Source organism: Ornithinibacillus bavariensis (assembly GCF_050433565.1).
GTDB lineage: Bacteria > Bacillota > Bacilli > Bacillales > Amphibacillaceae > Ornithinibacillus > Ornithinibacillus bavariensis.
Map to the genome: position 1 here is coordinate 153,592 of NZ_JBNPWZ010000003.1, position 15,310 is coordinate 168,901.

A 15,310-nucleotide genomic window follows, 5' to 3' on the forward strand; every position below is an offset into this window, starting at 1 on the left:
CCCACTGGTTCATAATAGATGAAAGCTTGAATAATGACTAAAGATAAAGAAATTCAAAAGCAGAAATAAAAAGGCCCATGTGTTATAGGTAGCCAAAGCTTTTCCCGAATAACGCTTCACAGTTCGTAAGCATAAATAACTAATATAAACAGATAGTACCACTAAAGATCCTATTGTCTTTAAATCATACCAATAGAATGTAGCATTTTCCGTATATGCCCATACAAAACCTAAAATAATACCAATAAGTAAAGTTGGAACACCTATCGTTATCGTACGGAAGGTCATTAGCTCCAATCGTTCCAAATCACCAAGTCTCCAAATCCATTTTATAGCTTTTTTCTCTTTTAAGAAATAATATTGGACCATGTACATAATAGATAAGAGAAAAGCAATAGTAAAAAATCCATATGAAATAATTGCTAAGGAAATATGCGCAATTAATATTTCATTCACCAATTGGATTCCACTTGTTACCATATTGGTTTGCGCTATATGTGAGATATGCATAAGTAAGATTAAAAAACTAAATAGATTAATAAAAAATACGATAAACGATATTTTAAACAGCCAGTTCATTAATATAGAAAATGTCACTAATATCCATGCATAGAAAAAGAAACTATCTGTCAAAGTGGCAATAGGAAAACGCCCTTCTGTTAGAACCCGATGAAACAAAAAAAAGGTTTGCAAGAGCCAAACCATACAAAGTAACCAGAAGGCTAATGTATTAGCCCTCCGGTTTTGCTGTACAAAATCAATGAAATAACCTATCAAACTCAATACATATAGAGATACTATTCCTTCATAAAGCCATCGTAAATCGACCATATGGATAGTTTCCTTTACCTTTACTAAATGAATTCACCTTTAAGCTTATCTGCTCTTGGGAATTCCTTTTGCAGTATTCTTATGAATCCTTCACTTTTTTCTGCTTGTTTTTCAAATTCTTTCTTTACTTCATTTTCAATACCGAAAATATCCACAAAAAGTTGTAATGCTTCAGCGGCTTTGTCTGTACCGGCTAATTCTTTCGCCTGGGTAATAGGCTCTTTTAACATTTGATTAATAATACTTTTCGTATGCTTACTTAGAACCTTTTTCTCCCGTTCTGTTAGATCAGGCATTTTTCTCTCTATACTCTTCATGGTTTCAGCTTGAATTGCTAAAGCTTTTTGTCTTAAAGCAGAAATTACTGGTACAACACCTAATGTGCGTAGCCACTCTTTGAATAGCATTATTTCCTTCTCTATTTCGATTTCGATTTGTTCAGCGGCCTTTTTACGTGCTTCTAAATTTTCATCTACAATATGTTGTAAATCATCGATATCATATAAAAAGACGTTTTCTAATTTAGCTATTTCTGGATCCAGATCTCTAGGTACTGCAATATCCACTAAGAATAGTGGTTTGCCTTTTCGTGACTTTTGGACTTTTTCAACCATTTCCTTTGTTAATACAAAGCTATTTGAACCGGTTGAGCTTATCAGTATATCTGCATCCTTTAAACAATTCGCTAAATTTTCCATTTGTTCTGCAGTTGCTTGAAACTGTGCTGCTAATGCCTTTGCTTTCTCCAGTGTTCGGTTAACCACGGTAATTTTCGTAGCACCAGAGCCCTGTAAGTTTTTAACTGCAAGTTCACCCATCTTACCAGCACCTAATATGACAACATGCTTATTGGATAAAGAACCAAAAATTTTCTTAGAGAGTTCTACAGCTGCATAACTTACAGATACAGCATTTTCTCCAATACTTGTCTCATGTTGTGCTCTTTTTGCAAACGTAATGGCTTGCTTAAATAGTTCATTAAAAATAGTTCCTGTTGCTTGGACTTCTTGTGATGTTAGGAATGCTTGTTTTACTTGACCTAATATTTGTGTTTCCCCAAGAACCATAGAGTCAATTCCAGAAGAGACCTTAAATAAATGCTCTAAAGCCCCATCATCCTCACTAATTCGTAAAAACGAAGTAAATTCGTCCTTATCGATTTGAAACCAATCAGCCAGGAATTGTTTTATATAGTAACGCCCTGTATGTGCCTGATCAACTACCGCATAAATTTCAGTACGGTTACAGGTAGAAACGATAACATTTTCTAATATGCTTTTTTGTTTTTTTAGAGCTAACATGGCATCCTGAAGAGAGCTTTCAGCAAATGTAAGCTTTTCTCTGATTTCTACAGGAGCTGTCTTATAATTTAAACCTACTTTTAAAATGTGCACTTTTTTCTCTCCTCCATAATAAGAGGTTCAAATTGTCGCATTGAACTTATTTTTTCATACATTTTTTATTATATCATAGGAATTAAGTCATAAATTCTTGCTTTGTGAACAGTTTTTGAAACTATATGTGCTATGATAAAAACACGATAATATTAAACTCAGATGTACTCTAACACATCAAAAGTTCATAAGCAAGGAATCAACATTATAGTCACCTAGTATGAGAAAGCGAGGTAATTCCATGAAAAAGAAAAATACATTCACAGCTTATGTAGTTATTGGAATAGGACTATTTTTCTTATTTAAGCAATTAAAGCTACCAATCTTCACAGACTTTTACTCGTGGCCTACTTTATTAATTATTATTGGCATTGCATTCTTAATCTATAGCTTCCAGGTTAAGGACTTTAATCAGCTATTTCCAGGTACATTGATCCTAGGTCTTGGCATCCATTTTCACGGTATGGAGCACTATACCTTCTGGATTGATCACTGGGCAATGTACCCACTAATTGTAGGAATAGCTTTTCTAGTACGTTATTTGAAAACAAAAGAAGGATTAATACCAGGACTAATACTTATCATACTTTCTTGCGTATTCATCTTTTCCATTCGAATCCCACATGAGCTTAACTGGATAAATGATGTATTTAATTTTATTAATATGTATTGGCCACTTGTCTTAATCGTAATTGGGGTTTATTTGTTAAAAAAGAAATGAGAAGATAGAGACTCCTTATCCTAAATATAGAAGAGAGTCTCTATTTTCATTTTCTAAGTTCTCCCTTTTTGGTATTAAATGGTATTAATTAGCCTAGTATTCAGTTATTTAGGGATAATGCTTCGTACATAGTAACGACAACGCATTTCACAAGCTAATGTGCTACCATGGATGTGACAATATTTATTATTTCCTCCAACGACTATTTTATTGTGAATTAATAGTTCTCCGCTCTATTTGGGTAAATTGCAGAGGGTTTCTAGGGTAAATAGCATCGAGTCGAGGTTTTTGGTCTGTAATCCTTTTACAGCACCACTCCATTTGCGCTACTCATAGTACTGTTTTGGAAATTACTCGATATATGATAGGATTTTGACTTCAAGATTAGGTTAATTTCTAAATAATGAGGGGCAATATAAGTTTGGTTACCGTATCTTACTTTTCCACGGTTATTTGGGAGCCAAAACGAGGTTTGGTTACCGTTTTTTGATTCTCCCGAGAGATTTGGTAAGCAATACTGGCTTTGGTTACCGTTTTTTACTGTTCATCGGAGATTTGGTAAGCAATACAGACTTTGGTTACCATTTTTTACTGTTCATCGGAGATTTGGGAGCCAATACAAGCTTTGGTTACCGTCTTTTGCTTTTCCTCGAAGATTTGGTAAGCAATACAGACTTTGATGACCGTTTTTTGCTTTTCCTCGAAGATTTGGTAAGCAATACTGGTTTTAGTTACCGTTTTTTACTGTTCATCGGAGATTTGGGAGCCAAAACGAGGTTTGATGACCCTTTTTTGATTCTCCTCGGAGATTTGGTAAGCAATACTGGCTTTGATGACCGTTTTTTGCTCTACCTCGGAAATTTGGGAAGCTATATATGCCTCAGTTACTGGTCTTTATTTATTTCTGAAGTATAAAGCAATATTGGTTTTGAGCAACTATTAAATATTGCTCAAAGTAGTAGTTCTAATATGACTCTTACTGCTGCTCTTTGGTGTTTTTCATAATAGACTAGTATTTGGGGACATCCTCAAGTCAGTGTATTGTTAACCAAAGACAGACACAAAAAAAAGACCAAATCATTATTTGATCTGGTCTCCGTGTGACTTATAAAAAATTGTTTAATATTCCCCAAGCTTCATCTTTACCTTCACCAGTTTCTGATGAGAATGGTAAAATGATGTCACCTCTTTCTAGTTGTAATGTATTAATGGTTCTTTTTAGATGCTGGGCACGTTTTCCTTTTGGAATTTTATCTAACTTTGTTGCCACGACAATGACTGGTAATTCGTAGTATTTTAGGAACTCATACATCTGAATATCATCTTTCGTTGGCTCATGCCTGATGTCCGTTATGAGTAAGACAGCCTTTAATGTTTCACGAGTTTGGAAATATTCTTCCATCATCTTGCCCCATTTTTCACGCTCTGTCTTAGACACTTTCGCGTAGCCGTAGCCCGGAACATCCACGAAATAAAATGCATCATTAATACGATAGAAATTGAGTGTTTGTGTTTTACCAGGTTTTGATGATGTCCTTGCAAGGCTTTTACGGGCAATTAACTTATTGATAAATGATGATTTTCCCACATTGGACCTGCCTGCTAAAGCAATCTCTGGTAATTGATCATTGGGATATTGTTTTTTACTTACAGCACTAATTACGATCTCCGCGTTTGTTACTTTCATGTTTCTCCTCCACTAGGGCATGCTTTAATACTTGATCAAGATGGTTTACTGGAATGAATGTTAGTTGCTCTCGTACACTTTCCGGAATATCATCTAAATCTTTTTTATTATCCTCTGGAAAAATAATAGTTGTAATTCCTGCACGATGTGCACTTAATGTTTTTTCCTTTAGTCCTCCAATAGGGAGAACACGCCCTCTTAACGTTATTTCACCTGTCATGGCTACTTCTTTTTTTACTGCACGATTTGATAATGCTGAAACTAAAGCTGTAGCCATCGTTATTCCTGCAGAAGGGCCATCCTTAGGAGTTGCACCTTCTGGAACGTGAATATGGATATCATATTTCTCATGAAAATCCGATTCAATGCCGAGTTCTTCAGCTCTAGAACGAATATAGCTAAAAGCTGCCTGAGCTGATTCACGCATAACCTCTCCTAGTTTTCCAGTTAACGTTAATTTACCTTTACCTGGAAAATGCGTTACCTCAATCGATAAGGTATCACCACCAGCAGTCGTGTATGCTAAACCAGTCGCTGCACCGATTTGATCTTCTTTTTCCATTTGTCCATAGCGGAATATAGGTTTTCCTAGTAATTCTTCCAAACTCTTTTCAGTTACAATTACTCGTTTCTTCTCATTTGCTACAATCATTTTCGCTGCTTTTCTGCAAAGCTTGGCAATTTGTCTTTCAAGTGTACGAACGCCAGCTTCCCTTGTATAAACTCTTATTAAACGAAGTAATGCATCATCACGAATTTGTAGATTACTTTTCTTCAAGCCATTTTCTTTCATTTGTTTTGGTACTAAATGTTCTTTTGCAATATGCAACTTTTCTAGCTCTGTGTATCCTGAGAGTGATATCAATTCCATTCTGTCCAATAGTGGTCCAGGAATGTTGTTCACATAGTTTGCAGTTGCAATAAATAGGACATTGGATAGGTCATATGCTTCTTCAATAAAGTGGTCACTAAAATTGCTATTCTGCTCAGGGTCGAGCACCTCTAACATGGCGGAAGAAGGATCCCCACGAAAATCATTAGACATTTTATCGATTTCATCTAATAAGAAGACTGGGTTAATCGTCTTCGCCTTTTTCATTCCTTGAATAATTCTGCCTGGCATTGCACCAATATAGGTACGACGGTGTCCACGGATTTCCGCTTCGTCTCTAACTCCACCAAGCGAGATTCGAACAAAATTTCGATTTACTGATTTAGCTATTGATTTTGCAAGGGATGTTTTACCAACACCTGGAGGACCTACTAAACATAAGATTGGACCTCTTAGTGACTTTGTCAATTTTTGTACAGCTAGGTACTCTAAAATTCGTTCTTTTACCTTGTCAAGACCATAATGTTCCTTATCTAAAATTTCTTTTGCACGTTCAATCTGAATGGCATCCTGAGACTTCTCGGTCCAAGGTAAGGCAAGTAGCCATTCGATATAATTCCGTATAACAGAGCTTTCCGCAGAGGACTGTGGAATTTTTTCGTATCGGTCTAATTCTTTAAAAGCAACTTCCATCACTCTCTCTGGCATACCGGACTTCTCGATTTTTGTTCTTAAATCGAGGACTTCTCCGGATTTCCCTTCTTTCTCACCTAGCTCTTTCTGAATGGCTTTTAACTGCTCCCGGAGATAGTATTCCTTTTGTGTTTTTTCCATGGAGGACTTAACTCGTTCTCCAATTTTCTTTTCTAAGTCTAAGACTTTCTTCTCATTAGAGATTAACTCCATTAAATGTTCTAATCTCTGTTGGGTATTTACTATTTCTAGCAGTTCTTGTTTGTCCTTTATTTTTAATGCTAAATGCGAAGTAATGATGTCGGCAAGTCTTCCTGACTCTTCTATATCCAAAACCGTATTTAGGGTTTCCTTGGATATTTTGCGTGATACTTTAACATACTGTTCAAATTGTGTCAGCAAATTTCGCTTTAATGCTTCTTCCTCAACAGAATCACCAGGAACCTCTTCTAGCTCCTGAATTTCTACAACAAATTCTTCTTCTTCTTCAACAAAACGAATGATTTCACAACGATAGAGACCCTCTACCAGTACTCGAAATGTACCATTAGGAAGTTTTAGCATTTGATTAATTTTTGCTAATGTACCGATTCGATAAATTTCCTCTGGCTTTGGTTCGTCAATACTTACCATTTTCTGTGCAGCTAGGAATATCAGCTGATCATCAACCATCGCTTTTTCTAATGCTGCCACAGATCTATCACGTCCTACATCCAAGTGAAGAACCATAGTAGGAAACACTAATAAACCACGTAGCGGAAGGAGGGGAACTTGTTTTGTATCATGGGTCATTATGTAAAAACCTCCATTATTTCAGTAATAAATTATCCTATGTATTTAGTTCTCTTAAAGTTTATATAATATAAGGTCATTTTGTAAAATGATTGAGCATGGCTTTTCTTAGTTTACCCGCTAGATAATAACTAATTCTTTTAGATAGTAGAATAAATAAAAAGCTGACTGAGAATGCTGGCACAGATTAGTCAAACTCATTTAGTGCTACGCATCCCAGTCAGCTGTTTATAACAAATTGTTTTTTCACTTACGCACTTTCTTTTGGAAGTTTTTTAATACCTTCTGTTACCGTCCCATCCTTGTAAACGAGCTTAGGACTGCCATTTTCATTTATGATGGTATCTTTCGTAATGATACATTTTTGAATATCATCTCGAGAAGGCAGTTCAAACATAACTTCTAGCATGATCGTTTCTAGAATAGAACGTAATCCACGGGCACCAGTTTTTCTTTCAATTGCTTTTTTGGCAATTTCAATTAAGGCATTATCTTCGAATTCTAGTTCCACATTATCCATCTGGAATAGCTTCTCATATTGCTTCACAAGAGCATTCTTAGGCTTTGTAAGAATATCTACAAGCGCATCCTCATCTAGTGGTTCAAGACTACCAATTACAGGTAATCTTCCAATAAATTCTGGAATTAAGCCATAACGATGTAGATCCTCCGGTAATACCTTAGCAAGTAGTTTACCTTTATCAAGATCTTCATGTTTATCATTAATTCCAAAGCCAATTACTTTCTTTCCAAGTCTTCTTTTAATAACTTGTTCAATTCCATCGAAAGCACCACCACAGATAAATAAGATATTCGTTGTATCAATTTGAATAAACTCTTGATGAGGATGTTTTCTTCCGCCCTGTGGAGGAACACTTGCAACTGTACCTTCTAATATTTTTAGAAGTGCTTGTTGTACACCTTCACCAGAAACATCTCGTGTAATGGATGGATTCTCAGATTTTCGAGCAACCTTGTCTATTTCGTCAATATAGATAATTCCTTTTTCGGCTTTTTCGATATCATAATCGGCTGCTTGAATAAGCTTCAGTAGAATGTTTTCTACATCCTCCCCGACATATCCAGCTTCTGTTAAGGAAGTTGCATCTGCCATTGCAAATGGAACATTCAAGATTCGCGCCAATGTTTGAGCTAGTAAAGTTTTACCGCTACCAGTTGGTCCAATCATCGCAATATTACTCTTTGATAATTCCACATCATCATTTGATTTTGGAGTATTGATACGTTTGTAATGATTATAAACAGCTACTGATAAATTCTTTTTTGCCTTCTCTTGACCAATAACATAGTCGTCTAAAATAGCACAAATTTCTTTTGGTTTTGGAATTTCCTTAAATTCCAACTCCTCTTCTGTTCCTAGCTCTTCTTCCACTATTTCCGTACATAATTCGATACACTCGTCACATATATAAACGCCAGGACCTGCAACTAGCTTGCGAACTTGCTCTTGGCTTTTTCCACAAAATGAGCATTTTAGTTGCCCTTTTTCATCATTAAATTTAAACATTAAAATTTTCACCCCTAAAGTTTCAAATCACAACGCAAAACATTTAGTTATAGTAGTTATCATATCAGAACCCGTTTTGAAAACAAAATGATATACCTTTTCCATACTCAAAATCACTAAAACAATTTCATATTTTCAGTTCTTCCCTTTTCCTAATTTGAACATCATCCATTTTAGTATATGTTACAACCCTATATATAATTGACTAAAAATCGATGACAAGGGTAGGTTATTTAATCATACTAGAAAATCATATAAATTACTAAAAAAAACCTTTCCCTGAAAGAAGATATAAAAATACAAGGTACGAATATCGCACCTTGTATTCTAGATTTCATTTACCTTATTTTATGCAACTACTTTACTGTTATCCACTAAATAATCAATTGCTTTTCTGAACAATAAATCTTCCTTGATTGCATCAGTATTTCCACCAAGCATTTGTGTTAACTGCTCAGCATCAGTTCCATACATAGTTGCCATATTTTCAAGCTCAGCAGTTATATCTTCGTCAGATACTTCTAAACTCTCAGCTTTAATAATTGCTTCTAGTGTAAGGTTAGTTTTAACTCGTTTACCAGCATCTTCACGCATTTGCTCTTTTAATGCATCTTCATCCTGACCAGAGAATTGATAGTAAAGGTCTAATGTCATACCTTGCATTTGTAGACGCTGTTCAAATTCACGCATCATACGATCTAATTCAGTTTTTACCATTACATCAGGAATTTCAACTTCAGCATTTTCAGTTACTTTGTTAATTAATTCCTCGCGTTTGGCATTTTCTGCATTTTGTTTTTTCTCAGTTTCAAGTTCTTCTCTTAATTTAGCTTTCAATGCGTCTAATGTTTCCACTTCATCATCAACATCTTTAGCAAATTCGTCATCTAGCTCAGGAAGTTCTTTTGATTTTATTTCATGAATTGTTACTTTAAATGTTGCCTCTTTACCAGCTAATTCTTCAGCATGGTAATCTTCAGGGAACGTAACATTAATTTCAGTTTCTACTCCAGCTTCTTTTCCTACAAGTTGTTCTTCAAATCCTGGAATGAATTGGCCTGAGCCAATTTCTAATGAATGGTTCTCTCCTTTACCACCATCAAATGCTTCACCGTCAAGAAAACCTTCAAAATCCATTACAACCGTGTCGCCTTCTTGGACTGAACCTTCTTCTTTCACAACTAATTCAGCATGACGCTCTCTTAATTGTTCAAGTTCTTTTTCAACATCTTCGTCTGAAACTGTACTGTCTTGTTCTTCCACTTCTAAACCTTTATAGTCTCCAAGTTTTACTTCTGGTTTAACAGTAACCTCTGCAGTGAAAATTAAAGTATTTCCTCTTTCAATTTGCTCAATATCAATACTTGGTTGATCAATTGGCTCAATACCAGTATCTTCTACAGCTTTTACGTAAGCATCTGGTAAAACAATGTCCACTGCATCTTGATATAATGCTTCAACACCGAAACGTTTTTCAAAAAGAGCACGTGGCATTTTACCTTTACGGAAGCCTGGAACTTGAACTGTTTTTACAACTTTTTTGAAGGCTTTATCTAATGCAGTTTCAAAATCCTCTGCAGAAACTTCAAATGTTAATACACCTTCATTACCTTCTTTTTTTTCCCATTTTGCTGACATAATTGTTCCCTCCAAAATCTATTATTTCCATTAACTACTTAATTTCATTAATAAGATTCATTTTTTACGTATTTGTTTAATGCCAATTCAAAATTGCAACCATCTTATTATACCATAATTACTAGCCCTTTCAAGGGTAAAGCATAAATGTTACTAGCTAATCTTCAATGATAGATAAGTATAGCTGCTCACATTGTACGATGTCTTCCATGAAGTGTAATACCTTCTCTATATTGGTATCTTCTTCTACTTCAAGCCTATGTGTTATCTGATTACTAATTTTTTGAAGACTTTTAGCAAGAAAAATACAATCCTCCATAGGAGGAAGTATTGGGTGTTTCACATAAAAGTAGCGATACAGCGTTTTTTCTAGAAAAAGAAACAATGTTGGGTTTTCTTGTTCTAAATCGCTAAGATACTGTAATGTTTTTATATATACAGGTTGAATAGTAATTTCAGAAATCTCTATTGGAATTACCTTCATTTCTATTCCAAACTTGACGATTTGAACGCTATCAGAATATTCCTGATCCTGGAGCCAATGAAAAATATTTGTTTTGACAACTGGATGGACATCTTGGTTGGAAAGCAATTCGATAATAGTGTCATGAATTGCAAATTTCATAGAACGGAGCTTAGAAATTGTTCTCCATTGTTTAAAATAATCACAATCTATAACAGCTTGTTTTAATTCATTACGATACATGTCAGAGTTTTTTTCAACGATATCCGATTCTAATTTAATACTTAATTCGTACAATTGTTCGAACTGTTCCCTCATCACTAATGGTAATTCAGGAGATTTCATTTCTTCTTCAATTCTTTCCAATAGTAAGCTGTATTTATTCGTTTGGAAGAGGATGGTTAAATAGATATGAAGGTATTGATAGTAGTTCTCATCCTGTCTATTTATAAGTACTTCCTCACAAACCTCTTCAGCTTCTTCAAATCGCCCTAACTCCATTAAACACATTATTTTACCTATGATAATTTCATGATCCTTCACATGATAATGAAGTAATCTATTTATTTTATCTAACGCATCCTCATAACGCCTTTCTTGAATTGCTTGAAGGCTTTCATTTTTTAACGTGTTTTGCCATCTGGGGAAGAGAATTATATTTTCATCATTTTGTTGCATATCTTCCCTCCTTTTTAAGAGTAATATTTTTCATTATAGGGGCATTTTATTTTTTTTCCAAATTTATCAACAGAGTGGTTGAACGAAATTAGAAACTGATAAGCTGTGTTCCGAATAAAATGTTATTTGTTTCATAATCTATGTAATACTAAAAGACCTTGCTAAATAGCTTAGCTCAATCTTTTAGTAGAGTATTAATCGAATGTAAAGCCATATTGAACAAAAGGAAGTAAGGAATCTCTTGATTGGAACATATTGTCCTTATTTATTTGATCAAGTTGGTGGATAAATTCGATAGAATACGGCACATAGGGACCTTTATTCAGCATTATACAGTCAGCTCTTAATCCCCAGTAGGCATCGGTAATTTCAGAAATGGATGGGATGTTTTTTTTATTCATTCTGTCTAATACCCCAGTTGCCCATATAATCGGAACATGGCCTGCATCACAAATTTCCATTATTCCCTCCTGAGCACTTGCTAGCTGCTCCATTCCAATTTCAACAGCTAAGTCTCCCCTAGCAATCATAACTCCAAAAGGCTGATGGTTTAGCCCCTCAAGAATAATTTGTGACAATGAAAATAGTGCTTGCTTTGTCTCGATTTTAGCAATTATCCCTATTTTTTCTGATGAAAGTTGTTCTATTTTTTCCTTAACGATTTGAATATCTTTTGGCTGATTAATGAAAGAAATACCGACCATATCAATTTCTTGATGCATGTTTTCCAGAATTATTAAATCTCTTTCTGTTACAGTAGGTACACTTAAATGAACTAAAGAGTCCGGGAAATTAATGCCTTTATTCGGTTTTAGCTTTTCTACTTTGTTTCTCGCTAGAACAATTTCAGAATCAATGTATTCCTTTTGTACTGACGTAACCTTTGCGAAAATCTTACCGTCATCAATAGATATTCTATCCCCGACACGTACATTTCGTAGAGCTTTTGGAATTGTTATCCCAATAGAAGCAGGTGTTTCATTAGAACTCGGGCTGCCAAAATAATGACAGTCTCGATAAATTCGTAGTGTATCTCCTTTTTTAACCTTTATATACTCTCCCTTTTGTTTACTCACTTTTAATTTCCCTATCCGTATTTTTGGACCTGGTAAATCAATATAAATTTTGCAAGATGAAATCGTAGCATCAGCTGTGTTATTCATTCTCTCTTCCGTGGCTCTTAACGTGTGAATTAAGGATTTCCATATGTCTAAATTATCATGTGCACAATTTATTCTTGCAATAGTCATGCCTCCAAGAATTAATTCTTCGAAGACCTTTGGATTCTCAAGCATTGAAGCATCCAATGTTACCATGATATTTGGGATGTCATCATTTCCACGACCAAATAATTCGATGGAACGCATTTCTCTGCGAACTATTGAATCCTTGACAGTGAGATAATCATTTTTATGACTATTGCCGCTTCCTTCAAGATGTTCAATAATTTTATTTATGGTATACATGATATGTGAGCTGCTCTTATTTAACGGTAAAAATCCTTCCTCGACTAAGATCGAATTAATTTCTGGTTTAACTATTGAATTCAAGGCTAGATAGGAACAGAGATTTTTTATGCTGGGATTAGCCCCATTAATTTGCTGTAATATCCTTTTCTGGATGCTATCTCGAATAGTGATCATATAATTTTTCAAGTCGAATTCATTCATATCGTGCCGTTCTCGCATATATCCCATCACACCCCTTCCTAACTAATAGCATATGAAGAAGCATTTTTTTGTGAGAGTTGTATAGATTATTTTATGAAAAAAATAAAACCAAACACCTTAAAACTAGGCATTTGGTTTATCAATCTGTATTTAATACTATCCTTACACAATTTAACGGCCTTTATTCACTTATCAGTTTATTTAAATGTCTGAAGGACATTCCAGCTACCATCTCTTTTCTCCACTTCTGCAAATGCTCCATTAATGAAAGTTATTTGCGGAGGTACGTGTCCACAATCAATATCATACACAACAGGAATACCTAGTTCATTTGAAAGGTCTTTATATACATCCTCTATTTCATATCCTTCAATTGTCTGATTTGCAACACTTCTACCAAATAAAATACCAGAACAGTTGTCAAACCAGCCAGCAAGCTTCATCTGAACAAGAGACCGACGTAAATCTGTTGTCGATAGTTCACAGTTTTCGAAATACCAAAGAATCGGTTCGTTTGCTATATAATGTTGTTGAAATGCCGTTACGTCACCATAAGGTGTTCCAATTAAATGACGGATGACATCTACACATCCACCCAATAATCTCCCTTTTATAGGCGAAATACCTCTTGGTACTGATTTCCATTCTGTTGGTTCTGTTAAATGGAATACCCATGGGGACGGATTGTCGTGCTGCCATGCTTTTTGGTATAAAAAAGAGGATTGTTGTAGTATAGATTCATCTGATTTAGTTGCTAATACATTCCGCCACATGGCTGTTGTCTCATCACTTTTCTCCCCTCGTAAATCCATTAGATTAACGCCATGTGCTGTCGCTATTCCTGTCTTTAATGTAAGTGCAAGTAGTAACACACTTGTGTCTGAATAGCCCATAATCCATTTTGGTTTAACCTCACTGTAATCGATATACTCTATCAGTTCGATTAGGAGTTCTCCACCCCAAGGAGGAAAGATTAAATCAACCTTATCGTTTTGAAGCAGCGCATTTAGTTCGTATGCTCTTACTTGTGCAGGTGCAGATTTTGCCTTTTTTTGCGTCCAAACCGTATCTCCTACAATAGTTTGAAACCCCATGGACTCCATTCGGTGAATAGATTGTTTTACTAGATCATGTAATTCAGGTTCAACACCTGAAGACGGTGCCGTAATACCAATAATGCCACCTTCCGATAGATAAGGATAGCGAATCATAAAAAACCTCTCCCTCTTTACCAATTTTTTACCATACGTTTTCTCATAACAATTAATCAATATTGGAAATTACATCGAAGTTATACTACTAGCGGGAAAAATCTATAGAAGTAGAACCAATATAATATAAATAGTTAAAAAGAAAAAGTGCTAAATTACTTTTTTAACAAGATTTAGCACTTTTTCGTTTACTTCCTGGAAAATCCATGCTCCCCACTCTAAGCTTAAATAGCTGTTTAAATGCAAAAACATCATAAATAAGCACAAATTCAAACTACCATTTTTGTTATTTGGATATTCCATATGATAAATGTAAAACCTAAAGAAAGAGCCAATTATCAAATGAAATTTTAATGGAGTTCATTTATGTGGGGTATCCGTATGAATAATTATGATAATAACAATACAGCAAGAAGATATGTTGGATACGTTAGTCAGCTGGGGACGACACAACTGCACTTACGTAACCCAATTATAATTGCATGGTGGTCTATTGCTTATCCAGGATTTGGACATCTTTTGCTTTCGAAATATTTAAGAGGAATGGCGTTATTTATATGGGAAATGGTCATTAATTTAAATGCGCATTTAAATGAAGCGATAATTTATACATTCATAGGAGATTTTGAACAAGCGAAAGCCGTCTTGGATACTAGATGGCTCATGTTATATCTTCCTACCTACTTTTTTGCTACTTGGGATAGTTATCGAACAGCTGTCGATATGAATAAGATAACACTTTTAGCACAACGAGAAAAACATCGTTTCAACTCCTTTGTTCTTGGTGCGTTTGAAATTAACTATTTGGATAAGAGGAATCCCATAACTGCATTATTATGGTCTTTTATCATGCCGGGCTTAGGGCAGCTGTATATTCATCGTATAGTTTTAGCAGGCTTTATTTTAATATGGATGGTAGTGATTACTTATTATTCCCATTTTGTAGAAGGGTTAAATTACATATTCATGGGGGAGATTCAAAAAGCAACCGAGGTATTCAATAAAGAATGGCTTTTATTCTTACCTTCGATTTATGGGTTTTCTATGTATGATGCTTATGTGAATACAGTTGAAAATAATAAACTTTATATCAGAGAACAGCGATACTATCTTCAGGAAACTTATCAACACCCTAGTTTCAGGGTAAGGAAAGAATAAGGTGGTAATAAACA

Annotated in this window: 12 protein-coding genes; 3 read left to right on the forward strand and 9 right to left on the reverse strand. The window is 34.9% G+C overall.

What is annotated here, in order from left to right; translation table 11 throughout:
* Window positions 1-9: 9 nt before the first annotated feature.
* Both HNR27_RS07590 and hemA read right to left on the reverse strand, forming a co-directional pair.
* The gene (locus tag HNR27_RS07590; protein WP_429339307.1) at window positions 10-831 is read right to left on the reverse strand and encodes a cytochrome C assembly family protein; all 822 of its coding nucleotides are present in this window, start codon (window positions 829-831) and stop codon (window positions 10-12) included.
* Window positions 832-854: 23 nt separating this feature from the next.
* Window positions 855-2,225, reverse strand: a complete 1,371-nt coding sequence (gene hemA, locus HNR27_RS07595; protein WP_429339308.1) for a glutamyl-tRNA reductase — start codon at window positions 2,223-2,225, stop codon at window positions 855-857.
* Window positions 2,226-2,466: 241 nt separating this feature from the next.
* Between hemA and HNR27_RS07600 the strand changes: the two genes are divergently transcribed.
* Together HNR27_RS07600 and HNR27_RS07605 are read left to right on the forward strand one after the other, a co-directional pair.
* Window positions 2,467-2,946 carry a LiaI-LiaF-like domain-containing protein gene (locus HNR27_RS07600; protein ID WP_429339309.1) on the forward strand — a complete coding sequence of 160 codons (480 nt, stop codon included), beginning with the start codon at window positions 2,467-2,469 and terminating at the stop codon, window positions 2,944-2,946.
* A 486-nt stretch (window positions 2,947-3,432) separates the two neighbouring features.
* Window positions 3,433-3,861, forward strand: a complete 429-nt coding sequence (locus tag HNR27_RS07605) for a hypothetical protein (RefSeq protein WP_429339310.1) — start codon at window positions 3,433-3,435, stop codon at window positions 3,859-3,861.
* Window positions 3,862-4,051: 190 nt separating this feature from the next.
* Here the strand turns inward: HNR27_RS07605 and yihA are convergent, their stop codons facing one another.
* The 7 genes from yihA to HNR27_RS07640 form a co-directional block, all read right to left on the reverse strand.
* Window positions 4,052-4,633, reverse strand: coding sequence for a ribosome biogenesis GTP-binding protein YihA/YsxC (gene yihA / locus HNR27_RS07610; protein WP_429339311.1), 582 nt, complete (start codon window positions 4,631-4,633; stop codon window positions 4,052-4,054).
* Window positions 4,602-6,950 carry an endopeptidase La gene (gene lon / locus HNR27_RS07615; RefSeq protein ID WP_429339312.1) on the reverse strand — a complete coding sequence of 783 codons (2,349 nt, stop codon included), beginning with the start codon at window positions 6,948-6,950 and terminating at the stop codon, window positions 4,602-4,604. The genes yihA and lon overlap by 32 nt, the downstream gene beginning before the upstream one ends.
* A gap of 250 nt (window positions 6,951-7,200) precedes the next feature.
* Window positions 7,201-8,478: an ATP-dependent protease ATP-binding subunit ClpX gene (gene clpX / locus HNR27_RS07620; protein WP_429339313.1), complete on the reverse strand. Its 1,278-nt coding sequence runs from the start codon at window positions 8,476-8,478 to the stop codon at window positions 7,201-7,203.
* A gap of 348 nt (window positions 8,479-8,826) precedes the next feature.
* Complete coding sequence (gene tig / locus HNR27_RS07625; RefSeq protein ID WP_429339314.1) at window positions 8,827-10,116, reverse strand: trigger factor; 1,290 nt, start codon at window positions 10,114-10,116, stop codon at window positions 8,827-8,829.
* A 157-nt stretch (window positions 10,117-10,273) separates the two neighbouring features.
* A complete protein-coding gene (locus HNR27_RS07630; RefSeq protein WP_429339315.1) occupies window positions 10,274-11,257 on the reverse strand; it encodes a tetratricopeptide repeat protein in 984 nt (327 codons plus the stop codon).
* Between the two features lie 194 nt (window positions 11,258-11,451).
* Window positions 11,452-12,954 carry a pyruvate kinase gene (locus tag HNR27_RS07635; RefSeq protein ID WP_429339316.1) on the reverse strand — a complete coding sequence of 501 codons (1,503 nt, stop codon included), beginning with the start codon at window positions 12,952-12,954 and terminating at the stop codon, window positions 11,452-11,454.
* 170 nt (window positions 12,955-13,124) lie between these two features.
* Window positions 13,125-14,138, reverse strand: a complete 1,014-nt coding sequence (locus HNR27_RS07640; RefSeq protein ID WP_429339317.1) for a S66 family peptidase — start codon at window positions 14,136-14,138, stop codon at window positions 13,125-13,127.
* Between the two features lie 381 nt (window positions 14,139-14,519).
* Here HNR27_RS07640 and HNR27_RS07645 point away from each other — a divergent pair, with 381 nt between their 5' ends.
* Window positions 14,520-15,296, forward strand: coding sequence for a hypothetical protein (locus tag HNR27_RS07645; RefSeq protein WP_212921177.1), 777 nt, complete (start codon window positions 14,520-14,522; stop codon window positions 15,294-15,296).
* Window positions 15,297-15,310 lie beyond the last annotated feature (14 nt).

Excerpts from the sequence above, each read along its gene's own strand:
- tig (WP_429339314.1), bottom strand. The coding sequence starts at position 10,116 with ATGTCAGCAAAATGGGAAAAAAAAGAAGGTAATGAAGGTGTATTAACA.
- lon (WP_429339312.1), bottom strand. The coding sequence starts at position 6,950 with ATGACCCATGATACAAAACAAGTTCCCCTCCTTCCGCTACGTGGTTTA.
- yihA (WP_429339311.1), bottom strand. The coding sequence starts at position 4,633 with ATGAAAGTAACAAACGCGGAGATCGTAATTAGTGCTGTAAGTAAAAAA.
- clpX (WP_429339313.1), bottom strand. The coding sequence starts at position 8,478 with ATGTTTAAATTTAATGATGAAAAAGGGCAACTAAAATGCTCATTTTGT.
- HNR27_RS07635 (WP_429339316.1), bottom strand. The coding sequence starts at position 12,954 with ATGGGATATATGCGAGAACGGCACGATATGAATGAATTCGACTTGAAA.
- HNR27_RS07645 (WP_212921177.1), top strand. The coding sequence starts at position 14,520 with ATGAATAATTATGATAATAACAATACAGCAAGAAGATATGTTGGATAC.
- HNR27_RS07600 (WP_429339309.1), top strand. The coding sequence starts at position 2,467 with ATGAAAAAGAAAAATACATTCACAGCTTATGTAGTTATTGGAATAGGA.
- HNR27_RS07640 (WP_429339317.1), bottom strand. The coding sequence starts at position 14,138 with ATGATTCGCTATCCTTATCTATCGGAAGGTGGCATTATTGGTATTACG.
- HNR27_RS07590 (WP_429339307.1), bottom strand. The coding sequence starts at position 831 with ATGGTCGATTTACGATGGCTTTATGAAGGAATAGTATCTCTATATGTA.
- HNR27_RS07630 (WP_429339315.1), bottom strand. The coding sequence starts at position 11,257 with ATGCAACAAAATGATGAAAATATAATTCTCTTCCCCAGATGGCAAAAC.